Below are 20,551 nucleotides of genomic sequence, written 5' to 3'. Positions count from 1 at the left end.
TGCGCCCCGCGGTCAGAGTTGGGTGGTCTTGTAGTACTGCTGGACATGCGCCGTGAGGCGGTAGCCGCCTCCGCGCTCGGGCGGGGCCGGCACGGGCTCGGCCACGGCACTGGCATCGGGCGCCGCGAGGTGCGGCAGGGCGGCTGCCGCGGTGGCGGCGGCCCCCACGGTGGCGGCACCCGCAAAGAAGCGGCGACGGGAGGGTTGGGGCTGGCTGTCCTGCATCGTTGTCTCCAGGAGGGCTTGCGGCTATGCAATGTCGTTCATACAGTCTATGCGAGTGTTCCCCCCACTGCAATCGGGGATGGCCGCCCCACAGGATTGCGCTCGGTTTTGGGGCGCCCGCACCGGCTCACTCCAGCAGGTCGAAGCCCTGGGCCTCCACTGCCACGAAGGCCCGCGTGAAGCGGGCCAGCGCGCCATAGAAGGCCGCCGCGGGGTGGGCCTCGAGCCCGTCGCACAGCGCCGGCACCCAGGGCTGCAGGTGGGCGGCAAAAAAGTCCCGTTGGGTCGCAAGGTTGCACACCGCCATGTCGTCGCCGGCGATCAGGTAGCGCATGGCCTCGCACAGGTAGGCGAGGTGGTCCTCGGTCTCGGGCATGGCCTCGCTGCGCGCCAGGCCCAGCGCGTCGAGGTCGCTGCGCAGGCGTGCCAGCGGCTTTTCATTGAGAAAGCCGCTCAGGTGGTGGGAGGCGTAGAGAAAGACCTCGGGCTTGCCCACCCCGCCGAACAGGCGCTCGAACTCGGCGGCGATGGCCGCGTCACCTTGCGCACGGGCGGCGCCCACGAGCTGCTGCCAGGGTTCTTCGAGCAGGCCGCCAGCAGACGGCGCCTCGGTCACGGCCACGCGCAACGGGGCCAGCAACTCGGGGGGCGGCGCGCTGTAGTACAGCTGCGCCAGCAGGCCATAGAGTTCGGCGCGCGCCGTCTCTTCGTCGAGGGCGGCGCTGGCCGCCATGGTCAGGGGGGCGGTGGCGCTCACAGGTCCGTCACTTTCGCTTCGCGTTGCGAAGAATAGAGGTCGATCACGCGGCAGTCGCTGCACATCTTGAGGCGCTCCAGCGCCTCGCCCTGGAACATGGCATGGCCGGCGAGCCGTTCCAGCATGGCCTCGATGGCCTTGAGCGTGCCAAAGGGTTTGCTGCAGCGCACACAGGCCCAGGGCTGGGTTTCGGCGAGCACGCGCAGTTGCGCGCGCTCGGGTGTGAGCAGCAGGCGCGGCTGCAGGGCAATGGCCTCCTCGGGGCAGGTGCTGGCGCACAGGCCGCACTGCACGCAGTTCTTTTCCAGAAAGCGCAGCTGCGGCAGCTGCGGGTTGTCCTGCAGCGCCCCTGCGGGGCAGGCGCTCACGCAGCTCAGGCACAGCGTGCAGCGCTTCGTGTCGACCGTGATGGCGCCCAGCGGTGCACCGGCGGCCGGCAGCGCAATGGCCTCGGGCAGGCCGTCCTTCCACAGCGGCGCATGGGCCAGAAAGTGGTCGAGCGCCAGCTCCAGGGTGGCGCGCTTTTCCTGGGCCACGCCATGGCGGGCCGCCACGGGCGGCAGCACCTGGCGGGTCTGGCGCAGGGACTGCAGGGCGGCGTCGAGCGCCAGCGCATCGCCCGCACGCAGCAGCCGCAGGTGGCTGCCGGTGTAGCCCAGCCCGTGCAGGAGGGCCTGGGCCACGTCCATCTGCTCCTGCAGGCCGGCCAGGTACTGGGGCGCCTCCTCCTCGGTGGCCAGCACCACGACCTGCGACGCGCCATAGGCCAGCGCGCTGAGCCACAGGTCCACCCCGGTGCTCGCGGTGTGCCACAGCGGCACCGGGATCACGTTGGCCGGCACCCCCTGGGCACGCCGCAGCTGGGCTGCGCGGCCCAGTGCATCGATCAGGGCCTGGCCGCGCTCCTGGCTGTGCAGCAGCAGCACGGCGTCCTTGCCCCCTGCGGCTGCGTAGGTGGACAGCAGGGTCTTGAAGCGTGCGCCCTGGTCCGTGGCGCCCGGGTAGGCAAACGACAGGGCCCCCGTGGGGCAGACCGTGCTGCAGGCGCCGCAGCCCACGCACAGGTGGGGGTTGACCTGGATCTGCTGGCGGCCCTTGTCGCTGGAAATGGCCTCGGCCGAGCAGATATCGATGCAGGCATGGCAGCCTACGGTCTCGTTGCGGCTGTGGGCGCAGAGCTTTTGCTTGTAGGCAAAGAAGCGGGGCTTGTCGAACTCGCCCACCATCTCGCGCAGCCGGAGCAGCACGCCCATGTCGCGGCCATCGCTGCGGAAGTAGCCCTGCGGCGGCGCATGCCGGGTGAAGCCAGGCTCGGCCGTGGCCGGGCGCAGGTCCAGCACCAGGTCGAAGCGCTCCTGCTGCACACCGGCCTCGCGGCCGAAGTCGATGGCGCCGGCCACCTGGCAGGCGCGCACGCAGGCGCGGTGGGCGTCGCAGGCCGACCGGTCCACCTGGTAATCGAGGCCGATGGCGTTCTCGGGACAGGCCACGATGCAGGCATTGCAGCGCGTGCACAGGTCCAGGTCGATGGGGTTGTCGGCAGACCACTGCACGTCAAAGGCCCCGAGCCAGCCGGTGAGTCCGGTGAGCCGCCCGCCGAGCACCGGAAAGCGCCGCGCCTGGGCGCCCCCGGCCGTCCCCGGCCCCTGCGCGAACAGCGTCACGTCGAGCACATCGGCCACCAGGGCGGCGGCCTGCTCGGCCGCGTCGAGCGGGCCGATGACCAGCAGGCGGCCCGCGCTCTTGTAGGTGACGGTGGCCACGGGCGGCGGCTCGGGCAGGCGTGCGGCGGCCAGCAGCGCGGCGATCTTGGGGCCTGCCGCGCGGGCGTCACGGCTCCAGCCGCCGGTCTCGCGGATGTTCACGAAGCGCACCGGAGAGACCGCGCCCTCGGTCTGCGTGCCCAGTTCGCCGAACAGGCGCTGCTCCTGGGTGCAGGCCACCACCACCTCCTGGCCCGTGCGGATGGCCCCCTGGAAGGCACCGGCCTCGCGCCGGCACAGCGTGGAGTGGAGCGTCAGCTCCTCATGCAGGGCCGCGCCCAGCGCTTTCGCGTCGAGGGGCATCGTCTGGTTGCAGTCGCAGATCAGCGTGGTCATGTTCGGTATGGCTGGCTACCCTGGCCGCACCATCCCCTGCAGGGGGCGTGGCGGCCAGTTCTGGCGAGCTAGGAATGGCGGTGCATACCCCCGACTGTGCCACGTCTGGCGGTGCCGCCGACTCCGCATCATCCCGAGGCCGGGCATCTCCCCCGGCCCTTGCCGGCGCGGGCGCGCCGGCGGCCTCCTTCTCATGGTCGAAGAAGCCCATGAAATGGGCGCTGGCCATCTGGCGCAGCATGCCTTCGGGCAGCGGGTCGGGCTGGGAATAGTCATCGATGTAGATGTCCAGGCCGTCCATGGCGTTGAAGTGGGGGTCGGCAAACAGCTTTTTCATGGCCGTGTTGCGCACCTCGGGCGCCACGCCGCGGCCCATGAAGGGCTTGAAGTCGGATGCGGGCGTCAGGGCCTGGGCATCGGCCAGGGTGGGCGGCTCGGGCTCCGTGGCGGCGGGCAGGGGCGGCTGCTCCGTGGCAGGGGTGGCCACCGGCGATGCCAGCGCCTCGGGCGGTGGCAAAGGCTCGGGCTCCGGCACGGGCCGGCCCGCCGCCACCTCCTGCTTGCGGCGCGACCAGCGCGCGAGAAAGCCGTCAGCCATGCTGCGGTCCGCCCCGGCCACCACGCTGCTTGTCGGTGGACACCGATGCCGGGTTGCCGAAGCGATCGGTCAGCGACTGGAAGCTGTCGGGCCGCCGGCGGCGCTTGGGTTCGGGCGCGTAGTGCGCGTCGACGAAGGCCTGCAGCAGCGCCAGCACCTCCGGCGGCGCGGGCACCTGCTCCACCGTTTCCTGCGCATCCAGCCAGCGGCCGGCATCGTGGTAGCTCAGGCTCACGGCCACGGGGCGGGCCAGGGGCTCGCTCCCGGTGCCGTCTTCGTCCAGGCGCCAGAGCACGAACCAGCAGGGCGCGGGTGCCGACAGGTTCAGGTGGTAGCCCTCGCCATCGTCCTTGAACAGCTCGACCACCAGGCCCGGGAACAGCCACAGGGCCTGGTCCGCGTCCTCGCGCAGCAGGCGCGGTGCCTCGCCGAAGGCAGCTTGTGCGGGCACCACGTCGTCGAGCACCCAGCGCCAGGGCTGCCAGCGGTTGTCCAGGCGCTCGCGGCGCATGGTGACGGCGACTTCGAGGGTGGGGCGCTGCGACATGGCCCCACTGTACCCCGCAACCGGGCACCCGCACAGGCCGCAGGACCCGGGTCTTACCCCGCTGCCTGCGCCCCCTGCGCATACAGCACCGCGCGCGGCGCGCGGCACAGGCCCCACAGGCGCAGGCCCGCGAGCTCGGCCACCTGCACGCCCGTGGCGGTGGGGGCTGAGATCGTGGCCAGGGCCGACAGGCCCACGCGCGCGCACTTGCGCACCAGCTCGTGGCTGCCCCGGCTGCTGAGCACGACAAAGCCCGGCTCGGCCAGGCGGGCGCTGCGCGACAGCCAGCCGATGAGCTTGTCCAGGGCATTGTGCCGGCCCACGTCTTCACAGACCCGGGCCAGGCGCCCGTCCAGCGTGGCCCAGCCGGCGGCATGCAGCGAGCCCGAGTGCGCGTTGTGCGGCTGCAGCGCCTTCAGATCGGCAAAGGCGCGCAGCACCGTGGGCAGGTCCACACGCCCGATCCAGTCGCGCGCCGGCAGGCGCTCGGGCGCCAGGTCGAGCGCGGCAAAGCTCTCCACACCGCACACGCCGCAGCCCGTGCGGCCGGCCATGCTGCGGCGCCGGTCCTTGAGGCGCTCGAAGCTGCGCGCCGAGATCTCCAGGTGCACCTCGACGCCCGGCACGCCGGGCGGCAGGTGCGCCGCATGGGCGTCGGCCAGGTGCAGCGTGCTGCCACGGCAGTCCTGCGCGTGGTCGAGGATGCCTTCGCTCAGCGCAAAGCCGAGCGCAAAATCACCGAGGTCCTCGGGCGTGGCCATCATCACCGCGTGCGAGACGCCATTGAACACCAGCGCCACGGGGATCTCCGCGGCCAGGCTGTCCTGGCGCAGGGCACCGTCCTCTGGCACACCGGCCTCGCCGAACACCCGCACCGGCCGCTGTGCCAGTGCCGGCAGGTCCAGCGCCTCTTCGGCCTCGCCGTCGGGCAGGGTGAACAGCTGTGCGCTCATGGGCCCTCCCCCGCAGCCGGCAGCCCGCGCGCCACGGCGCGGCCGGTGTCGGTCAGGTGGGCCACCCAGCGCTCGCCCGCCTGCTCCACGCGCACCCAGCCGGGGCCGCGCTGGCCGCCCACGGCAGCATCGCTCATCAGCGTGAGCTCGCGCATGAGCACGCTCACGCCCTGCCCCAGGCGCTTGCCCAGGCGCGGCAGCGACATGCCGGGCGCCGTCGCCCCATCTTGACCGCCGGACTCTTCGGCCAGCGCACGCAAGATGGCGCAGGCCAGGGTTTCCTGCACCGCGCTCATGGCGCCTCGGCCTGCGCCGGCACGGTGGTGCCCGCCAGGGCCGCCCCGCCCGGCACGTGCGGCAGCAGCAGCACGGGGATGGACTTGGAGGTGGGCGTGCCCGCGGTATCGGCCACGGCGGACAGCGGCACCAGCGGATTCGTCTCGGGGTAGTAAGCCGCGAGGTTGCCGCGCGGGATGTCGTAGGCCACCAGCTTGAAGCGCTCGGCGCGGCGCTCCTGGCCGTCGCTCCACACGGTCTGGATGTCGACCCAGTCGCCGTCCTGCATGCCCAGGGCGCGGATGTCCTTGTCGTTGATGAACACCACGCGGCGCTGGCCATAGACGCCGCGGTAGCGGTCGTCCATGCCGTAGATGGTGGTGTTGTACTGGTCGTGCGAGCGCGTGGTCAGCAGCGTGAAGACCACCGCGTCCTTGTAGCGTTCGCGCGCGATGTGCGAGGGCGTGTCGCGTGGCACGGCATGGGCATGGAAGCTGGCCTTGCCCGAGGCCGTGGCCCAGACGCGCTCGCTGGCCGTGTTGCGCAGGCGAAAGCCGCCGGGCACGGCCACGCGCCGGTTGAAGTCCTTGAAGTCGGGGAAGACCTTCTCGATCTGGTCGCGGATGCGCGCATAGTCCTCCACCAGCCAGAGCCAGGGCACATTGCTGCGCGCGCCCAGCGTGGCCGCGGCCAGCCGTGCCACGATGGCCGGCTCGGACAGCAGGTGCTCGGAGGCGGGCGGGTTGATGCCCACCGAGATGTGCACCATGCTCATCGAGTCCTCCACCGTCACGCCCTGCGGGCCGCCGGCCTGCACGTCGATCTCGGTGCGGCCCAGGCAGGGCAGGATCAGCGCCTCCTTGCCATGCACGATGTGGCTGCGGTTGAGCTTGGTGGTCACGTGCACCGTGAGGTCGCAACGCTGCAGCGCCTTCCAGGTCTCGTAGGTGTCGGGGGTGGCGGCGGCGAAGTTGCCGCCCAGGGCGAAGAACACCTTGCCCTTGCCGTCCAGCATCTGGCGGATGGCCTCCACCGTGTCCACGCCGTTCTTGCGCGGCGGCTCGAAGCCGAACACGTCGCGCAGCCGGTCGAGCAGCGCCGCCGGGGGCTTCTCCCAGATGCCCATGGTGCGATCGCCCTGCACGTTGCTGTGGCCGCGCACCGGGCAGGGGCCCGCGCCCTCGCGGCCGATGTTGCCGCGCATCATGAGCAGGCTCACGATGCCCTGGATGGTGGCCACCGCATGCTTGTGCTGGGTGATGCCCATGCCCCAGCAGGCGATCACGCTCTTGGCGCCGATGTAGATGTCGGCGGCGGAGCGCATCTGGGCCTCGGTCAGGCCCGACTCCTGCTCCAGCAACGCCCAGGACTCGGCGCGCAGGTCGGCCGCCAGGGCGTCGAAGCCGGTCGTGTGCTCGGCGATGAAGGCGTGGTCGAGCACGCCACCGCGCGCGTCCTCCTGCTCCAGCACATGCTTCATCATGCCCTTGACGGCCGGCAGGTCACCGCCCACGCGCAGCTGGAAGTAGTGCGTGCTGATGGGCGTGGAGCCCAGGGTGGCCATCTCCAGCTTGTCCTGCGGGTCGGCAAAGCGCTCCAGCCCGCGCTCGCGCAGCGGGTTGAAGCTCACGATACGCGCGCCGCGCTTGTGCGCCTCGCGCAGCTCGCCGAGCATGCGCGGGTGGTTGGTGCCCGGGTTCTGGCCGAAGATGAAGATCGCGTCGGCGCACTCGAAGTCGTGCAGGGTCACCGTGCCCTTGCCCACGCCGATCTGCGGGCGCATGCCGCTGCCGCTGGGCTCGTGGCACATGTTGGAGCAGTCGGGGAAGTTGTTCGTGCCGTACTGGCGCACGAACAGCTGGTACAGGAAGGCGGCCTCGTTGCTGGCCCGGCCCGAGGTGTAGAAGATGGCCTGGTCGGGGTCGGGCAGAGCGTTCAGGTGGCGCGCGATCAGCGCGAAGGCATCGTCCCACGCGATCGGGCGGTACTGGTCGCTGGGCGCGTGGTAGACCATGGGCTGGGTCAGCCGGCCCTGGTCCTCGAGCCAGAAATCGCTCTGCCCGGCCAGCTCGGCCACGGTGTACTGGGCGAACAGGCTGGGCCCGGCACGCCGCGCCGTGGCTTCGGCCGCCACGGCCTTGACGCCGTTCTCGCAGAACTCGAAGGTGGAGGCATGGTTGCGGTCGGGCCAGGCGCAGCCCGGGCAGTCAAAGCCATCGGGCTGGTTGGCCGAGAGCAGCGTCTTGGCGCCCTTCAGGGGAATGTCCTGGCGCAGCAGCGCATTCTTGACGCTATTGAGCGCGCCCCAGCCACCGGCCGGGCCTTTGTAGAACTCGATCTTTTCTTGCTTCATCATGGTCTCCTGGGCGGGAGCTGCCTGCGCTTGGACTGTGCCACGCGCCGGACGTTCCCGGCTCCCCACCCCGCGGGGGGCATAGACATGGCAGCGGTGGCGTGGTCCGCCGGGCCCCGCCCCATGCCATCCAATGCCTTACTGGAAGAACTTGGCGGCGCTCACCAGGGTCTTGTAGATGCCCCAGATCAGCGGCAGGCCCACGGCCAGCCAGGCAAAGGCCACCAGCGCCGGGCTGGTCGTGCCACCGCTGCCCGGGCCACCGCCCACTTCGGCCGCCACGCTCTTCTCGTGGGCCAGCTTCTTCTCATGCGCCAGTTCCTCGTCGCTCATGAACCACTTGTCAGCCAGCGGGCGCACCATGAGGTTGGCGATCAGGCCGATGACCAGCATGCCCACCAGGATGTACATGGTCTGGTTGTACACCTGTTCGCGCGGCAGGCCCAGGCCCAGCTGGTATTCACGCATGTAGTTCACGACCACCGGGCCCAGGATGCCGGCCGTGGCCCAGGCCGTCAGCAGGCGGCCATGGATGGCGCCCACGAACTGGGTGCCGAACAGGTCGGCCAGGTAGGCCGGCACCGTGGCGAAGCCGCCGCCGTACATCGACAGGATGACGCAGAAGGCGCCCACGAACAGGAGCTTGCTGCCCGCACCGGCCGAGCTCGGGATGCTGGCGTACATCAGGCCGCCCAGCACGAAAAAGATCACATAGGTCATCTTGCGGCCGAACTTGTCGGACAGGCTGGCCCAGAAGAAGCGGCCGCCGATGTTGAACAGCGACAGCAGCGCCGTGAAGCCGCCCGCCACGGCCGCGATGGCCGCCAGCTGGGTCTTGTCGAGCTCGCCGAACTTCTGCGACACGCCGATCAGGCCACCGCCGAAGACCTCCTGCAGCATGGGCGAGGCCATGCCGATCACGCCGATGCCGGCGCTCACGTTCATGCACAGCACAATCCAGATGAGCCAGAACTGGGGGATGCCCCAGACGCGCTTCACATGCACGTGGCGCTGGGTGATCATGGCATTGGCCGAAGGGGGCGGCGGCGTCCAGCCGGCAGGCTTCCAGCCCGTGGGCGGCACGCGGTAGCCCAGGGCGCCGGCCATCATGAACACGAAGTACACCAGCGCCATGACCACGAAGGTCTGCATCACGCCCACGTCGGTGGGGCTGGAAAAGTGCTTCATCAGGTCCACGGCCAGGGGCGAACCGATCATCGCGCCGCCGCCAAAGCCCATGATGGCCATGCCAGTGGCCATGCCGCGCCGGTCGGGGAACCACTTGATCAGCGTGGACACGGGCGAGATGTAACCCAGCCCCAGCCCGATGCCCCCGATCACGCCCGAGCCCAGGATCATGAGCCAGAACTGGTGCAGGTGGATGCCCAGCGCCGACAGCAGCATGCCGCCGCACCAGCACACGGCCGAGACCACGCCCGCCTTGCGCGGGCCGGCCCGCTCCAGCCAGCCGCCCCAGATGGCGGCCGAGCAGCCCAGGAAGACGAAGAACAGGGTGTACATCCAGCCCAGCGTGGCCACGCGCCAGTCGCAGCCGCTGGCGAACAGCTCGGCGAAGAAGCTCATGTCCTTGGCGCAGGCCGCGCCCGTGCCAGCCGTGCTCAACGCCTTGGACAGCGGCAGCCAGAACACCGAGAAGCCATAGGCCATGCCGATGCACAGGTGGATGGCCAGGGCGGCCGGCGGCACCAGCCACCGGTTGAAGCCGGGTGCGGCAATGATGCGTTCCTTGTCGAGGAACCCGGGGGATGGCATGGCCCCGGGCGCCAGCACGGCGCCCGCTGATGAAGCTGTCATGTGTTCTCTCTCCTTGGATGGTGCGCAAGCGCTGTTGTTCTTGACCTCGGTCAATCGCGGACGGGAGTGTCCGAACAGGAGGGGGATAGCGTCAAATTGAATCGGCACATGCTGCGATTCAACAATTGAATGACGCGAATGAAAATCAGTCGCGAGCCTGCCAGGCAGATGGCAGGAAATATCCCGAAGGAGGGTCAGTCCTTCAACTCTCCACAGTGCTGGGCAACGTGCTCACGCCACTCGGGCAGATCCAGCAGTTCGAGCGCCGCCTCGAGCGCCCGGGACACGCGCGGGCCGCGCTGGGTCATGAAGCCGATGGGGGTGCGCACCTCGGGCGAGACCAGGGGCAGGGCCTCCAGGCCGCGCTCGCTGCGCGCGGCCGCCACCATGGCGCCTGGCAGCACGCTGAACACCTCGCCCGACAGCACGGACAGCACCAGGGTCAGCACCGAATTGGTCTCGATGGCCGGCGGCACCGGCGCGCCCGCCTCGCGCAGGGCCTCGTCGATGATGAAGCGGTTGTGCATGTCGGGGGTGAGCAGGCACAGCGGCAGCTGGCCGGCGTCCTTCCAGCGCATGGGCGGGCCGATGCGCAGGCGGTCCGGGTCGGGCGTGCGGGCGCGGCGCAGCAGGTAGTAGTGCTCGTTGCACTGCGGCCAGGAGCGCAGGTTCACGCGCTTGGCCTGCATGCGCTCGCTGTAGCCCACGGCCAGGTCCAGCGACAGGTCTTCGAGCCGCTGCTCAAGCTCCTGCGAGCTCATGGACAGCACCACGGGCAGGATGCCCGGGTGGCGCGCCTGCAGCATGGCGGCAAAACGCGAGAGGATGGGCACGGCCGTGGGCGTGGAGGCCATGCGCAGCCGCCCCTGCGGTGCGATCTCGGTGCTGCGCAGCTCCTGGCGCAGCACCTCGTTGTCGCGCAGCATGCGCTGCGCCGTGGCCAGCACCGCCTCGCCCTCGTGGGTCAGGCCCACATAGGTGCGCGCGCGCTGCACGATGACGACGCCGAACTCCTCCTCGAGCGCACGCAAGGCGTTGGACAGCGCCGGCTGGGTGATGTGGCAGGCCTGCGCCGCCCGGCCGAAATGGCGGTGCTCGTCCAGCGAGACGAGGTAGCGCATGGCAGCCAGCAGGTTCATCGCAGGCCCGCCCCGCTCTGTGCTGCGCGGGAGGCTGCGCTCATGTGTCCTTGCTGACCGAGATGGTCGGGAACTTGGACGAGAAGTCCTTGGCCTGCTGGGCGATCTTCACGGCCACGGTGCGCGCCACCTTCTTGTAGATCTGCGCCACGTCGCCATCGGGGTCGGCCACCACGGTGGGCTTGCCGCTGTCGGCCTGCAGGCGGATCTGCATGTCCAGCGGCAGCGCGCCCAGGTAGTCCATGCCGTAGTCGGCCGCCATCTTCTTGCCGCCATCGGCGCCGAAGATGTGCTCTACATGGCCGCAGTTGCTGCACACGTGCACGGCCATGTTCTCGACGATGCCCAGGATGGGCACGCCCACCTTCTCGAACATCTTGATGCCCTTCTTGGCATCGAGCAGGGCGATGTCCTGCGGCGTGGTGACGATCACCGCGCCCGTCATGGGCACGCGCTGGGACAGCGTGAGCTGGATGTCGCCCGTGCCGGGCGGCATGTCGATGATGAGGTAGTCGAGGTCTTTCCAGTTGGTCTGGCGCAGCAGCTGCTCCAGCGCCTGCGTGGCCATGGGGCCGCGCCAGATCATGGCCTCGTCCTGGTCCACGAGGAAGCCGATGGACATGACCTGCACGCCGTAGTTCTCCAGCGGCTCCATGGTCTTGCCGTCCTCGCTCTCGGGGCGGCGGCTGATGCCCAGCATCATGGGCTGGCTCGGGCCGTAGATGTCGGCGTCGAGCACGCCCACGCTGGCGCCTTCGGCCGCCAGCGCCAGGGCCAAGTTGGCGGCCGTGGTGCTCTTGCCCACGCCCCCCTTGCCCGAGGCCACGGCGATGATGTTCTTCACCTGGGGCAGCAGTTGCACGCCGCGCTGCACGGCGTGGGCCACCACCTTGGTGGTGATGTTCACGGAGACATTGTCCACCCCGGCCACGCCCTTGGCCGCGGCCAGCAGGCTGCGGCGCAACTCGGGCACCAGGCTCTTGGCCGGGTAGCCCAGTTCCACCTCGAAAGCCACGTCGCCGCCGCTGATCTGCACATTGCGCAGCGCACGCGTGCTGACATAGTCCTTGCCCGTGTGCGGGTCTTGTACGCTGGAAAGTGCGGCCAGAAGGCCTTGTTCGGTGACTGCCATGCAAAAACTCCTATGGGGCCGGTAGTCTATCTAAGAGCCTGTTCATAGTCTTTTTGAAGCCGCGCAAGCCCCTTTTCGGGATGGGATGCAAGGCGCGGTGCGCAGCCGATAGCCCGTGCTATCGGCAAGCGCCGCAACGCCGCAGACCGCCCGAAAACCGAAGGTTTCGCCGAAGGCAAAAGGCACTTGCCCGAAGGGTTGGGGCGAAATCGGGCGATTGGACGCCCCGGCTGCTTGCGTGGGCATGAGCCCATGCGGCGCATCCGAAGCATCCACTCATCCCGATTGCGCCCCAACGCGGCTGCAAAAAGACTATGAACAGGCTCTCGGCCCCGCCCCGCGTAAGTGCGGGACAATGCGCGCTTCCCCCTCTGTTACAGACTCCCGAAAGCCCCCCGTGAAATTCAAGATGGCCGAGAAATCCCTGTTCGCCGTGCTGCTGCGCTCGCCCTGGTGGGTCAGCTTCCTGGTGGTGGGGGTGATTGCACTGGCCGCCGGCGCCCTGCTGCCGCGCGAGTACGCCTACGTAGGCGCCGTGGGCACGCTGCCCATCTTCGTGGTGGGCTGCATTGCAGCCTGGCGCCAGCTCCGGGCCCCGAGCCCCGCCAGGGTCGAGGAAATGCTGGGCGCCGTCAACAGCATGCCCTGGCGCCAGTTTTCCGATGCGCTGGAAGCCGCCTGGGTGCGCGATGGCTGCACGGTGGAAAAGCCCAAGTCCGGCCCCGTGGACCTGCGCGTGGCCAAGGGCGGCCAGGCCACCCTGGTCAGCGCCAAGCGCTGGAAGGCCGCCACCCATGGCATCGAACCCCTGCGCGAACTGCAGGCCGCCATGCAGGCCGAGGGTGCCGCGACCGGCATCTACGTGATGACCCAGGGCCAGCTCTCCGACAACGCCCGCCTCTTCGCGCGCGACAACGGCATCACGGTGCTGCAAGGCCCGGGCGTGGCCAACCTGCTCCTGGCCAAGGCCTAAAGCCACGCACCATGCGGGTTTCCCCAAGTGGCGGCACGCGGGCAAGGCAGCACACTGGACACTGATCCACCGCCCTTTTGCCGATGCAAGCACCCGACAGCCCCGCCACGCCCCCCGCCCCTGCCACCGGTCTGCTGCTGACTGGCGGCGGCGCCCGGGCGGCCTACCAGGTGGGGGTGCTCGAAGCCATTGCCGACCTGCGCCAGGCCTGTGGCGCGGGCGACGAACCCAACCCCTTTCCCATCATCACCGGCACCTCGGCCGGGGCCATCAACGCCGCAGCGCTGGCCTGCGGGGCCGACAACTTCGACCGGGCCGTGCGCCGCATCGCCCGCGTCTGGCGCGATTTCCATGCGCAGCAGGTGTACCGGGCCGACTCGCTGAGCGTGCTGCGCAGCGGCGCGCGCTGGCTCTCGCTGCTATCGCTGGGCTGGGCCCTGGCGCGTTGGCGCCGCATGCGGCCGCGCTCGCTGCTGGACAACTCGCCGCTCGAAAAGCTGCTGGTGCGGCTGGTGCCGCTGGTGCGCCTGCCGCGCCTGCTGAAAAAGGGGCACATCAAGGCCCTGGCGGTCACGGCATCGAGCTACAGCTCGGGCGAGCATGTGACCTTCTTCGAGACCAACGCCCCGCTGCAGCCCTGGGTGCGCTCGCAGCGCAAGGCGGCACGCGACCGCATCACGCACGAGCACCTGCTGGCCTCCTCGGCCATTCCCTTCGTGTTCCCGGCCAAGGCCATCAGCATGGGGGACCACATGGAGTTCTTCGGCGACGGCTCCATGCGCCAGTCGGCGCCCATCGCGCCGGCCATCCACCTGGGGGCCGAACGCATCCTGGTGGTGGGCGCCGGCCGCATGCACGAACCCAAGGGCGACGCCTCGGCCAACCCCACACCGACCTACCCCTCGCTCGCTCAGATCGCCGGGCATGCGCTGTCCAACATCTTCCTCGATGCGCTCTCGGTGGACGTGGAGCGCGTGCAGCGCGTGAACCAGACGCTCTCGCTGATCCCGCCCGAGGTGCGCGCCAAGAGCGCGCTGCGCCCCATCGAACTGCTGGTGATCGCCCCCTCCCAGCGCCTGGACGCCGTGGCCGCGCGCCATGTGGGCAACCTGCCCACGCCCGTGCGCGCCATGCTGGGTGCCCTGGGTGTCACCTCCAACATGGCCGACGTGCGCGGCGCGGCCCTGGCCAGCTACCTGCTGTTCGAGTCGGGCTACACGCGCGAACTCATGGCCCTGGGCCGCGAGGACACGCTGGCCATGCGCGCCGAGGTGTGCAAATTCTTTGGCTGGACCGATACCGGCGCCGAAGTACAGACCCGCCTGCACACGTAAAGTGACCCCCCCTGAGTCGCTTCGCGCCTTCACCCCTCTCTCATATTGCTTCGCAATCTGGGAGGGGGACGCCCCCAGCGCAAGCGCTGGATACGCCGCCTTCGCGGCGGGGCGGCCCTTGCGCGGGGGCACTGGCCCAAGGCGCGCCAGTTTCATGCGCCGTGGGTACCGCTCAGCGCAATAGACAACAAATGCAAATCGCTATGGTGCCTTGAGCGCGTCCTTGGGCAGCCAGCCCAGGCCCTTGGCATGCAGGCTTTGCACATACAGACGGTCCGCCGTCTCGGTGATGGCCGTGGTCTCGGGGTAGGCGCCCGCCGGGTCCTGCAGGTCGGCCACCACCTTGCCGTCGTCGGTGAAGGCGATCACATGGCCATAGGGCTTGGGGATGGGCCACAGCACGCGCGGCAGGCGCAGGGTCAGGCTGCGCAGCCAGGGCTTGCCGGCCATGTTGTCGATGGCGGCGCCGCGCGGCTTGGCAAAACCCAGCCAGATGCGGCCGTCCTGCCCGCGCATGAGGTTGTCGGGGTAGCCGGGCAGGTTGTCGAATAGCACCCGCGCCTGCGAGCCCGGAGGGGTACCGCCGATGTCCAGCCCGTTCGCGTCCACCGCGATCTTCCACACCCGGTACTTGCCCGTCTCGTTGACGAACAGGCTCTTTTCGTCCTGGCTCAGCGCCACGCCGTTGGCAAAGCTGATGCCCCGGGCCACCACGCGCGTGGTACGCGTGGCGGGGTCGTATTCGAGCACGCGGCCGGTGCTGGCCTGCTCCAGGATGTCGAGCACGCTGGCCTCGAAGGTACCGCCCCAGTCCTTGGGGGCGAAGCGGGTGGAGGCATCGCTCAGGTACATCTTGCCGTTTTTCGCCACCACCACGCCATCGGCGTAGCGGATGGGGTCGCCCGCGGCCACCTGGTCGGTGAGCAGGCTGACCTTGCCATCGGGGGCGATGGACAGCAGGCCCTTGACCGCATCGGCTGCGATCAGGTGGCCCGCTGCGTCGAAATCAAAGCCCAGCACGCGCCCGCCGGTGTTGGCGAACACCTGCTGGTCCGAGCCATCGGGGTTCATGCGCAGGATGTTGCCGCTCAGCACGGCGGCGTAGAGCCTGCCGTCACGGCCCAGGGCGATGTGCTCGGGGCCGACCTCGCCCTTCAGGTCGATCATGCGCAACCCCGCCAGGCGCTGGTTGGGCGCATGCACGCCCTGGTAGCCGGGCGCCGCAGGCGCCGTCCAGGCCACGGGCGTGATGGGCACCGGCCACCAGGCCAGGTAGGCCGCCCCCGCCAGCACCACGATCCCCAATGCCCCTCCCAGCCTGCCCCAGCGCATCTTGGCCATGCCCGTCTCCCCCGTTGTTCTTGAGCCTGGCATTGTGGCATCTGCCCCCAGCCGGCGGCGGGCCGCTCCAAACGCCTAAAATCATGGGTTCCGCCTGAGAAAGTACGACCCATGACGTCATCCGCACGCAAGCTCTTCGTCACCACCGCCCTGCCGTATGCCAACGGCAACTTCCATATCGGCCACATCATGGAGTACATCCAGGCCGACATCTGGGTGCGGTTCCAGCGCATGCAGGGCAACGCGGTGAACTTCGTGGGCGCCGACGACACGCACGGCGCGCCCATCATGATCGCGGCCGAGAAAGCCGGCAAGACGCCCCAGCAGTTCGTGGCCGACATCGCGGCCGGCCGCAAGCAGTACCTGGACGGCTTTCACATCAGCTTCGACAACTGGCACAGCACCGACGGCCCGGAAAACCACGAACTGGCACGCCAGATCTACCGCGACCTGCGCGACCGCGCCGACGGCTCGCTGATCGAGACCCGCACCATCGAGCAGTTCTTCGACCCCGAGAAGAACATGTTCCTGCCCGACCGCTTCATCAAGGGCGAGTGCCCCAAGTGCCACGCCAAGGACCAGTACGGCGACAACTGCGAGGTCTGCGGCTCCGTCTACGCGCCCACCGACCTGATCAACCCGTTCTCGGCCCTCTCGGGCGTGAAGCCCGAACTCAAGAGCTCGGAGCATTTCTTCTTCAAGCTCTCGGACCCGCGCTGCGTGGAGTTCCTCGAAAACTGGACGCAGGACGGCAAGCTCCAGCCCGAGGTGGCCAACAAGATCAAGGAGTGGTTCACCGTCCGCACCAACCCGGACGGCACGACCAGCGAGGGCCTGGGCGACTGGGACATCTCGCGCGACGCGCCCTACTTCGGCATCGAGATCCCCGATGCACCGGGCAAGTACTTCTACGTCTGGCTCGACGCCCCCGTGGGCTACCTGGCCTCGCTCAAGAACCTGCTGGAAAAGCGCGGCGAGAGCTACGACGCCTACATGGCCGACCCGGCGCTGGAGCAGTACCACTTCATCGGCAAGGACATCGTGACCTTCCACACGCTGTTCTGGCCCGCCATGCTGCACTTCTCCGGCCGCAAGACGCCCGACAACGTGTTCGTGCACGGCTTCCTCACCGTGAACAACGGCGAGAAGATGAGCAAGAGCCGCGGCACCGGGCTCGATCCGCTCAAGTACCTGAGCCTGAACATGAACCCCGAGTGGCTGCGCTACTACCTGGCGGCCAAGCTGTCCAACCGCAACGAGGACATCGACTTCAACGCCGACGACTTCATGGCGCGGGTGAACAGCGACCTGATCGGCAAGTTCGTCAACATCGCCAGCCGCGCGGCGGGCTTCCTGACCAAGCGCTTCGAGGGCAAGCTGACCACGCAGTTCGGCGCCGACGGCACGGCCCTGCTGGCCGAGATCCGCGGCGCGGGCGACGCCCTGGCGCAGATGTACGAGGCACGCGAGTTCGGCAAGGCCACGCGCGAGATCATGCTGCTGGCCGACAAGGTGAACGCCTATGTGGACCAGAACAAGCCCTGGGACCTGGCCAAGGATGCGGCCAACAACGAGGCCCTGCACCAGGTCTGCTCGGTGCTGATCAACGCCTTTGCCGTGCTCACGCGCTACCTGGCGCCCGTGCTGCCGGGCCTGGCCCGTGCGGTAGAGGCCTTTGTCGGCAGCGACATGCAGCGCTGGGCCGTGGCCGGCGACGTGCAGGCCATCGCCCCCTACCAGCACCTGATGCAGCGCGTGGCACCCGAGCAGCTCGACGCGCTGTTCGAAGCGCCCGCCCAGCCCGTGGCCGCAGCCCCCGAAGTCGCAGCCCCCGGCGGCGAGGAACTCGCGCCCACGATCGGCATTGACGACTTCACCAAGATCGACCTGCGCATCGCGCTGATCGTGAACTGCGAGCCCGTGGAGGGCTCGACCAAGCTGCTGCGCCTCACGCTGGACGTGGGCGAGGGCCGCACGCGCAACGTCTTCAGCGGCATCGCCAGCGCCTACCAACCGGCCGACCTGATCGGCAAGCACACGGTGATGGTGGCCAACCTGGCACCGCGCAAGATGAAGTTCGGCGTCTCCGAAGGCATGGTGCTGGCTGCCAGCCATGGCGACGAGAAAGCCAACCCCGGCATCTATGTGCTCAACCCCTGGCCCGGTGCCACGCCGGGCATGCGTGTGCGCTGACTTTTACTGGAATCGCAGCGTCTGGGGGCGCTGCTTTGGATCCTTGCGCCGCAAATACCACTCTGCGGCCAGCGCATTGGGCACCCAGCAGAGCCAGGCAATGAAGGGGTAGGACAGCTGCTCGTCGATGCCGGCTGCCATGCTGGCGCCCAGGTAGATGCGCAAGGTGATGGCCGCGGCCGTGAGCGCAAAGCTGCGCAGCATCCAGCGCCGGTGCTCTGTGAAGCGCTGCTGCAGCGCGCGCACCAGGCCCATGCCGGTGGTCACGACCCACGCCAGGCCCAGCGCGAAGAAGCCGGCGGCCGCCACCGCGCCCGTCAGCGCGTTCGCGGCCAGCGGCAGCGACGACAGCCAGGCCACGGCAATCGACAGCACACAGGCACGGCCCACCCAGCGGTGCAGCACCGGATACCGCGCACGCCAGGCCGGCACGAACTGCAGCGGCCCGAGCACCAGCGCCAGCGAGGCGCTGACCGCATGCACGACAAAAGGCCGGGGCGACAGCGCAAGGCTGGGCAGGTCCGACGGCAGGGGCATGCCGGGCAGCGCATAGCGCAGCGAAAAAATGCCGATGGCCAGGGCCAACAATGCCAGCAGGGCCCAGGACCAGGTGAGGACGGGGGTGGAAAAAAGGCGTGTCTTCATCGCAAGAACCTTGAGAGGATGGGAGTCCATCCACTCTAGAAAGCGTGACTCAGGCCCGCATTAGCCCTCACTTAGTGCCGAATGAGCAAGGTGCACCCGCGCCACCAGCCCTGCCGCGCCATCCTCGCGCGCCCGCAGCTCCACCCGCAGGCCATGGCGCAGCGCCGCCGCCCGGGTGATGGCCAGGCCCAGGCCGCTGCCGTCGGCCGCCGCGCCCGGCACGCGGAAGAAGCGGTCGAACACCCGCTCCAGCAACTCGGTCGGTATGCCCGGCCCGGTGTCGAGGATGTCCACCACCGGGCCGCTGGCCAGCACCTGCAGGCGCACCTCGACGCTGCCGCCCTCGGGCGTGTAGCGCAGCGCGTTGTCCAGCAGGTTGTCGAACACGCTGCGCAGGTCGCTGGCCTGGGCCGGCACGACCACCTGCGCGCCACCATCGAAGCCCACCTCGATGCGCCGCTGGTCCGCCAGCGGCATGAGCTGGCCCACGCTCTCGCGCAGCAGGGCCGTGATGTCCACCGGCTCCGCGGGTGCCTGCACCGACGCCGGGGCCTCCTGGCGCGAGAGCCGCAGCAGTTGGCCGATCAGATGCCGTGCCCGGCGCATGCCGGCATCGAGCTGGGCGAACTGCTGCTGCGCCTCGCCCGCGGGCAGCAGGGGCTGCAGGTTCTCCATCTGCAGCGCCATGGCGGCCATGGGGGTGCGCAGTTCGTGCGCGGCATCCTGCACAAAGCGGCGCTGGGCCGCAAAGGCCTCGTCCAGCCGCTCCAGCAGGGCATTGAACGAGCCGACCAGGGGCACGATCTCCTCGGGCACGCGGCCCATGGGGATGGCACCCAGGCTGCGGTCGTTGCGCTGCGCCACCTCGTCGGCCACGGCGCGCAGCGAGCGCGACGCCCGGCCCACCACCCGCCACAGCGTGAACAGCAGCGCGGGCACCAGCAGGGCCAGGGGCACGATGGCGTAGAGGGTGCGCACGGCCACCTCTTCCTGCAGGAACTGCTCGCTTTGCAGCACCTGCACGCGGTGCAGCCCGGGGCCGGCCGCTGGCGTGGTGTAGGTGCGCCAGCCCGGCGCCCAGGCATCGCGGGTGCGCAGGCGCTGGTGGCCTGGCGCGGCCTGCAGCGGCACGCCGGTGTCCGGGCCGGAGCTGGCGAGCAGACGCCCGTCGGCCGACCACACCTGCACGACGAAGGCGCCCCATTCCACGATGTTGGTGCGGCTGAGCAGGGCCAGGGGCTCGACCGCATCGGCCACGCCCTCGGCCTGGCCTGTCCGCACCGGGGCGCCGGCCAGGTGGGAGCGCGCGAGGATCTCCATCTGGTACTGCATGAAGGTGTGGATGAGCGCGCTGTAGCTGGCCCAGAAGGCCCCGCCCGCGATCACGGCACCGGCCAGTATCCAGGGCGCCAGCCACAGCAGGATCTGCCCGCGCAGCGAACGGGGGCGCAGCCAGCGGGGCCCCGCTTCGGGCACCGGGCCCGTCATGGCGCCGCCACCCGCCAGCCCAGCCCGCGCACATTGCGGATGGCGTCGGGCCCGAGCTTGCGGCGCATGCCGTGGATGAGCACGTCCACGGCATTGCTGCTGACCTCTTCGCCCCAGCCGTAGATGCGGTTCTCCAGCTGCTCGCGCGACAGGATGGCCCCAGGCCGCTCCAGCAGCGCGTGCAGCAGCGCGAATTCGCGTGCCGTGAGCACACCGCGCACGCCATCCTGCAGCACCTCGCGCGTGGCCAGGTCCAGTTGCAAGGGCCCGTTGCCCAGCAGGGACTGGGCGGCGCCGCTGCGCCGGCGCACCACGGCGCGCATGCGCGCCAGCAGCTCGCTCATCTCGAAGGGCTTGAGCAGGTAGTCGTCGGCCCCGGTATCGAGCCCGAGCACGCGGTCCTCGACGCCGTCGCGCGCCGTGAGCACCACCACGGGCGTGAGGTCGCCACGCGCACGGGCGCGGCGCAGCACCTCGGTGCCGTCCAGCCCGGGCAGGCCCAGGTCGAGCAGCACGCAGCTGTAATCGCCATCGGCCAGGGCGCTGTGGGCCAATGCGCCGTTGCGCACCCAGTCGACCGACCAGCCCGCGCCCTTGAGCGCATGCGACAGGCTGCGCCCGATCATGTCGTCGTCTTCCACCAGCAATGCGCGCAACGGGGTCTCCTCGAAAGAACAGGGGCG

Annotated in this window: 18 protein-coding genes; 3 read left to right on the top strand and 15 right to left on the bottom strand. The window is 69.7% G+C overall.

All coding sequences use genetic code 11. From position 1 onward, the window contains the following. Window positions 1-12: 12 nt before the first annotated feature. The 11 genes from HNP48_RS26845 to apbC all read right to left on the bottom strand — a co-directional run bounded on the left by HNP48_RS26845 (window position 13) and on the right by apbC (window position 11,894). Complete coding sequence (locus tag HNP48_RS26845; protein WP_184862979.1) at window positions 13-225, bottom strand: formate dehydrogenase; 213 nt, start codon at window positions 223-225, stop codon at window positions 13-15. Between the two features lie 127 nt (window positions 226-352). Continuing rightward, the gene (locus tag HNP48_RS26840) at window positions 353-958 is read right to left on the bottom strand and encodes a molecular chaperone TorD family protein (RefSeq protein WP_184863223.1); all 606 of its coding nucleotides are present in this window, start codon (window positions 956-958) and stop codon (window positions 353-355) included. Window positions 959-978: 20 nt separating this feature from the next. Further along, window positions 979-3,048: a 4Fe-4S binding protein gene (locus HNP48_RS26835; RefSeq protein WP_184863221.1), complete on the bottom strand. Its 2,070-nt coding sequence runs from the start codon at window positions 3,046-3,048 to the stop codon at window positions 979-981. Then, the gene (locus HNP48_RS26830) at window positions 3,008-3,679 is read right to left on the bottom strand and encodes a DUF3306 domain-containing protein (protein WP_184862977.1); all 672 of its coding nucleotides are present in this window, start codon (window positions 3,677-3,679) and stop codon (window positions 3,008-3,010) included. The genes HNP48_RS26835 and HNP48_RS26830 overlap by 41 nt, the downstream gene beginning before the upstream one ends. After that, window positions 3,672-4,226, bottom strand: a complete 555-nt coding sequence (locus HNP48_RS26825; protein ID WP_184862975.1) for a DUF3305 domain-containing protein — start codon at window positions 4,224-4,226, stop codon at window positions 3,672-3,674. The genes HNP48_RS26830 and HNP48_RS26825 overlap by 8 nt, the downstream gene beginning before the upstream one ends. Before the next feature lie 53 nt (window positions 4,227-4,279). Beyond that, complete coding sequence (gene fdhD / locus HNP48_RS26820) at window positions 4,280-5,179, bottom strand: formate dehydrogenase accessory sulfurtransferase FdhD (RefSeq protein ID WP_184862973.1); 900 nt, start codon at window positions 5,177-5,179, stop codon at window positions 4,280-4,282. After that, complete coding sequence (locus tag HNP48_RS26815) at window positions 5,176-5,475, bottom strand: hypothetical protein (protein WP_184862971.1); 300 nt, start codon at window positions 5,473-5,475, stop codon at window positions 5,176-5,178. The genes fdhD and HNP48_RS26815 overlap by 4 nt, the downstream gene beginning before the upstream one ends. After that, complete coding sequence (locus tag HNP48_RS26810) at window positions 5,472-7,808, bottom strand: FdhF/YdeP family oxidoreductase (protein WP_184862969.1); 2,337 nt, start codon at window positions 7,806-7,808, stop codon at window positions 5,472-5,474. Before HNP48_RS26810 ends, HNP48_RS26815 begins: the two co-directional genes overlap by 4 nt. Before the next feature lie 138 nt (window positions 7,809-7,946). Next, complete coding sequence (locus tag HNP48_RS26805) at window positions 7,947-9,623, bottom strand: OFA family MFS transporter (protein WP_260420400.1); 1,677 nt, start codon at window positions 9,621-9,623, stop codon at window positions 7,947-7,949. A gap of 194 nt (window positions 9,624-9,817) precedes the next feature. Beyond that, on the bottom strand, window positions 9,818-10,762 hold the full coding sequence (locus HNP48_RS26800) for a LysR substrate-binding domain-containing protein (RefSeq protein WP_184862967.1): 945 nt from the start codon (window positions 10,760-10,762) through the stop codon (window positions 9,818-9,820). Between the two features lie 40 nt (window positions 10,763-10,802). Continuing rightward, on the bottom strand, window positions 10,803-11,894 hold the full coding sequence (gene apbC, locus HNP48_RS26795) for an iron-sulfur cluster carrier protein ApbC (RefSeq protein WP_184862965.1): 1,092 nt from the start codon (window positions 11,892-11,894) through the stop codon (window positions 10,803-10,805). Between the two features lie 397 nt (window positions 11,895-12,291). On the opposite strand from apbC, the gene HNP48_RS26790 reads away from it, so the two are divergent. Continuing rightward, window positions 12,292-12,867 (top strand): restriction endonuclease, encoded by a 576-nt coding sequence (locus tag HNP48_RS26790; RefSeq protein WP_409362584.1) that lies wholly within the window; start codon window positions 12,292-12,294, stop codon window positions 12,865-12,867. Between the two features lie 83 nt (window positions 12,868-12,950). Next, on the top strand, window positions 12,951-14,201 hold the full coding sequence (locus tag HNP48_RS26785) for a patatin-like phospholipase family protein (RefSeq protein ID WP_184862963.1): 1,251 nt from the start codon (window positions 12,951-12,953) through the stop codon (window positions 14,199-14,201). A gap of 201 nt (window positions 14,202-14,402) precedes the next feature. Here the strand turns inward: HNP48_RS26785 and HNP48_RS26780 are convergent, their stop codons facing one another. Next, window positions 14,403-15,542 carry an SMP-30/gluconolactonase/LRE family protein gene (locus tag HNP48_RS26780; RefSeq protein WP_184862961.1) on the bottom strand — a complete coding sequence of 380 codons (1,140 nt, stop codon included), beginning with the start codon at window positions 15,540-15,542 and terminating at the stop codon, window positions 14,403-14,405. A 111-nt stretch (window positions 15,543-15,653) separates the two neighbouring features. Between HNP48_RS26780 and metG the strand changes: the two genes are divergently transcribed. Continuing rightward, window positions 15,654-17,735, top strand: coding sequence for a methionine--tRNA ligase (gene metG / locus HNP48_RS26775; RefSeq protein WP_184862959.1), 2,082 nt, complete (start codon window positions 15,654-15,656; stop codon window positions 17,733-17,735). 3 nt (window positions 17,736-17,738) lie between these two features. Here the strand turns inward: metG and HNP48_RS26770 are convergent, their stop codons facing one another. The 3 genes from HNP48_RS26770 to HNP48_RS26760 are packed head-to-tail and all read right to left on the bottom strand — an operon-like array spanning window position 17,739 to window position 20,524. Continuing rightward, complete coding sequence (locus HNP48_RS26770; protein ID WP_184862957.1) at window positions 17,739-18,380, bottom strand: DUF2306 domain-containing protein; 642 nt, start codon at window positions 18,378-18,380, stop codon at window positions 17,739-17,741. Between the two features lie 60 nt (window positions 18,381-18,440). Next, on the bottom strand, window positions 18,441-19,868 hold the full coding sequence (locus HNP48_RS26765) for a cell wall metabolism sensor histidine kinase WalK (protein ID WP_184862955.1): 1,428 nt from the start codon (window positions 19,866-19,868) through the stop codon (window positions 18,441-18,443). Continuing rightward, window positions 19,865-20,524, bottom strand: a complete 660-nt coding sequence (locus tag HNP48_RS26760) for a response regulator (RefSeq protein ID WP_184862954.1) — start codon at window positions 20,522-20,524, stop codon at window positions 19,865-19,867. The genes HNP48_RS26765 and HNP48_RS26760 overlap by 4 nt, the downstream gene beginning before the upstream one ends. Window positions 20,525-20,551 lie beyond the last annotated feature (27 nt).

The sequence above is a fragment of the Acidovorax soli genome, assembly GCF_014207955.1.
In the GTDB taxonomy this organism is placed as follows: Bacteria; Pseudomonadota; Gammaproteobacteria; order Burkholderiales; family Burkholderiaceae_C; genus Acidovorax; species Acidovorax soli_A.
The sequence above is the reverse complement of the archived record's forward strand: the minus strand, read 5'-3'. Positions and strand labels throughout refer to the sequence as shown.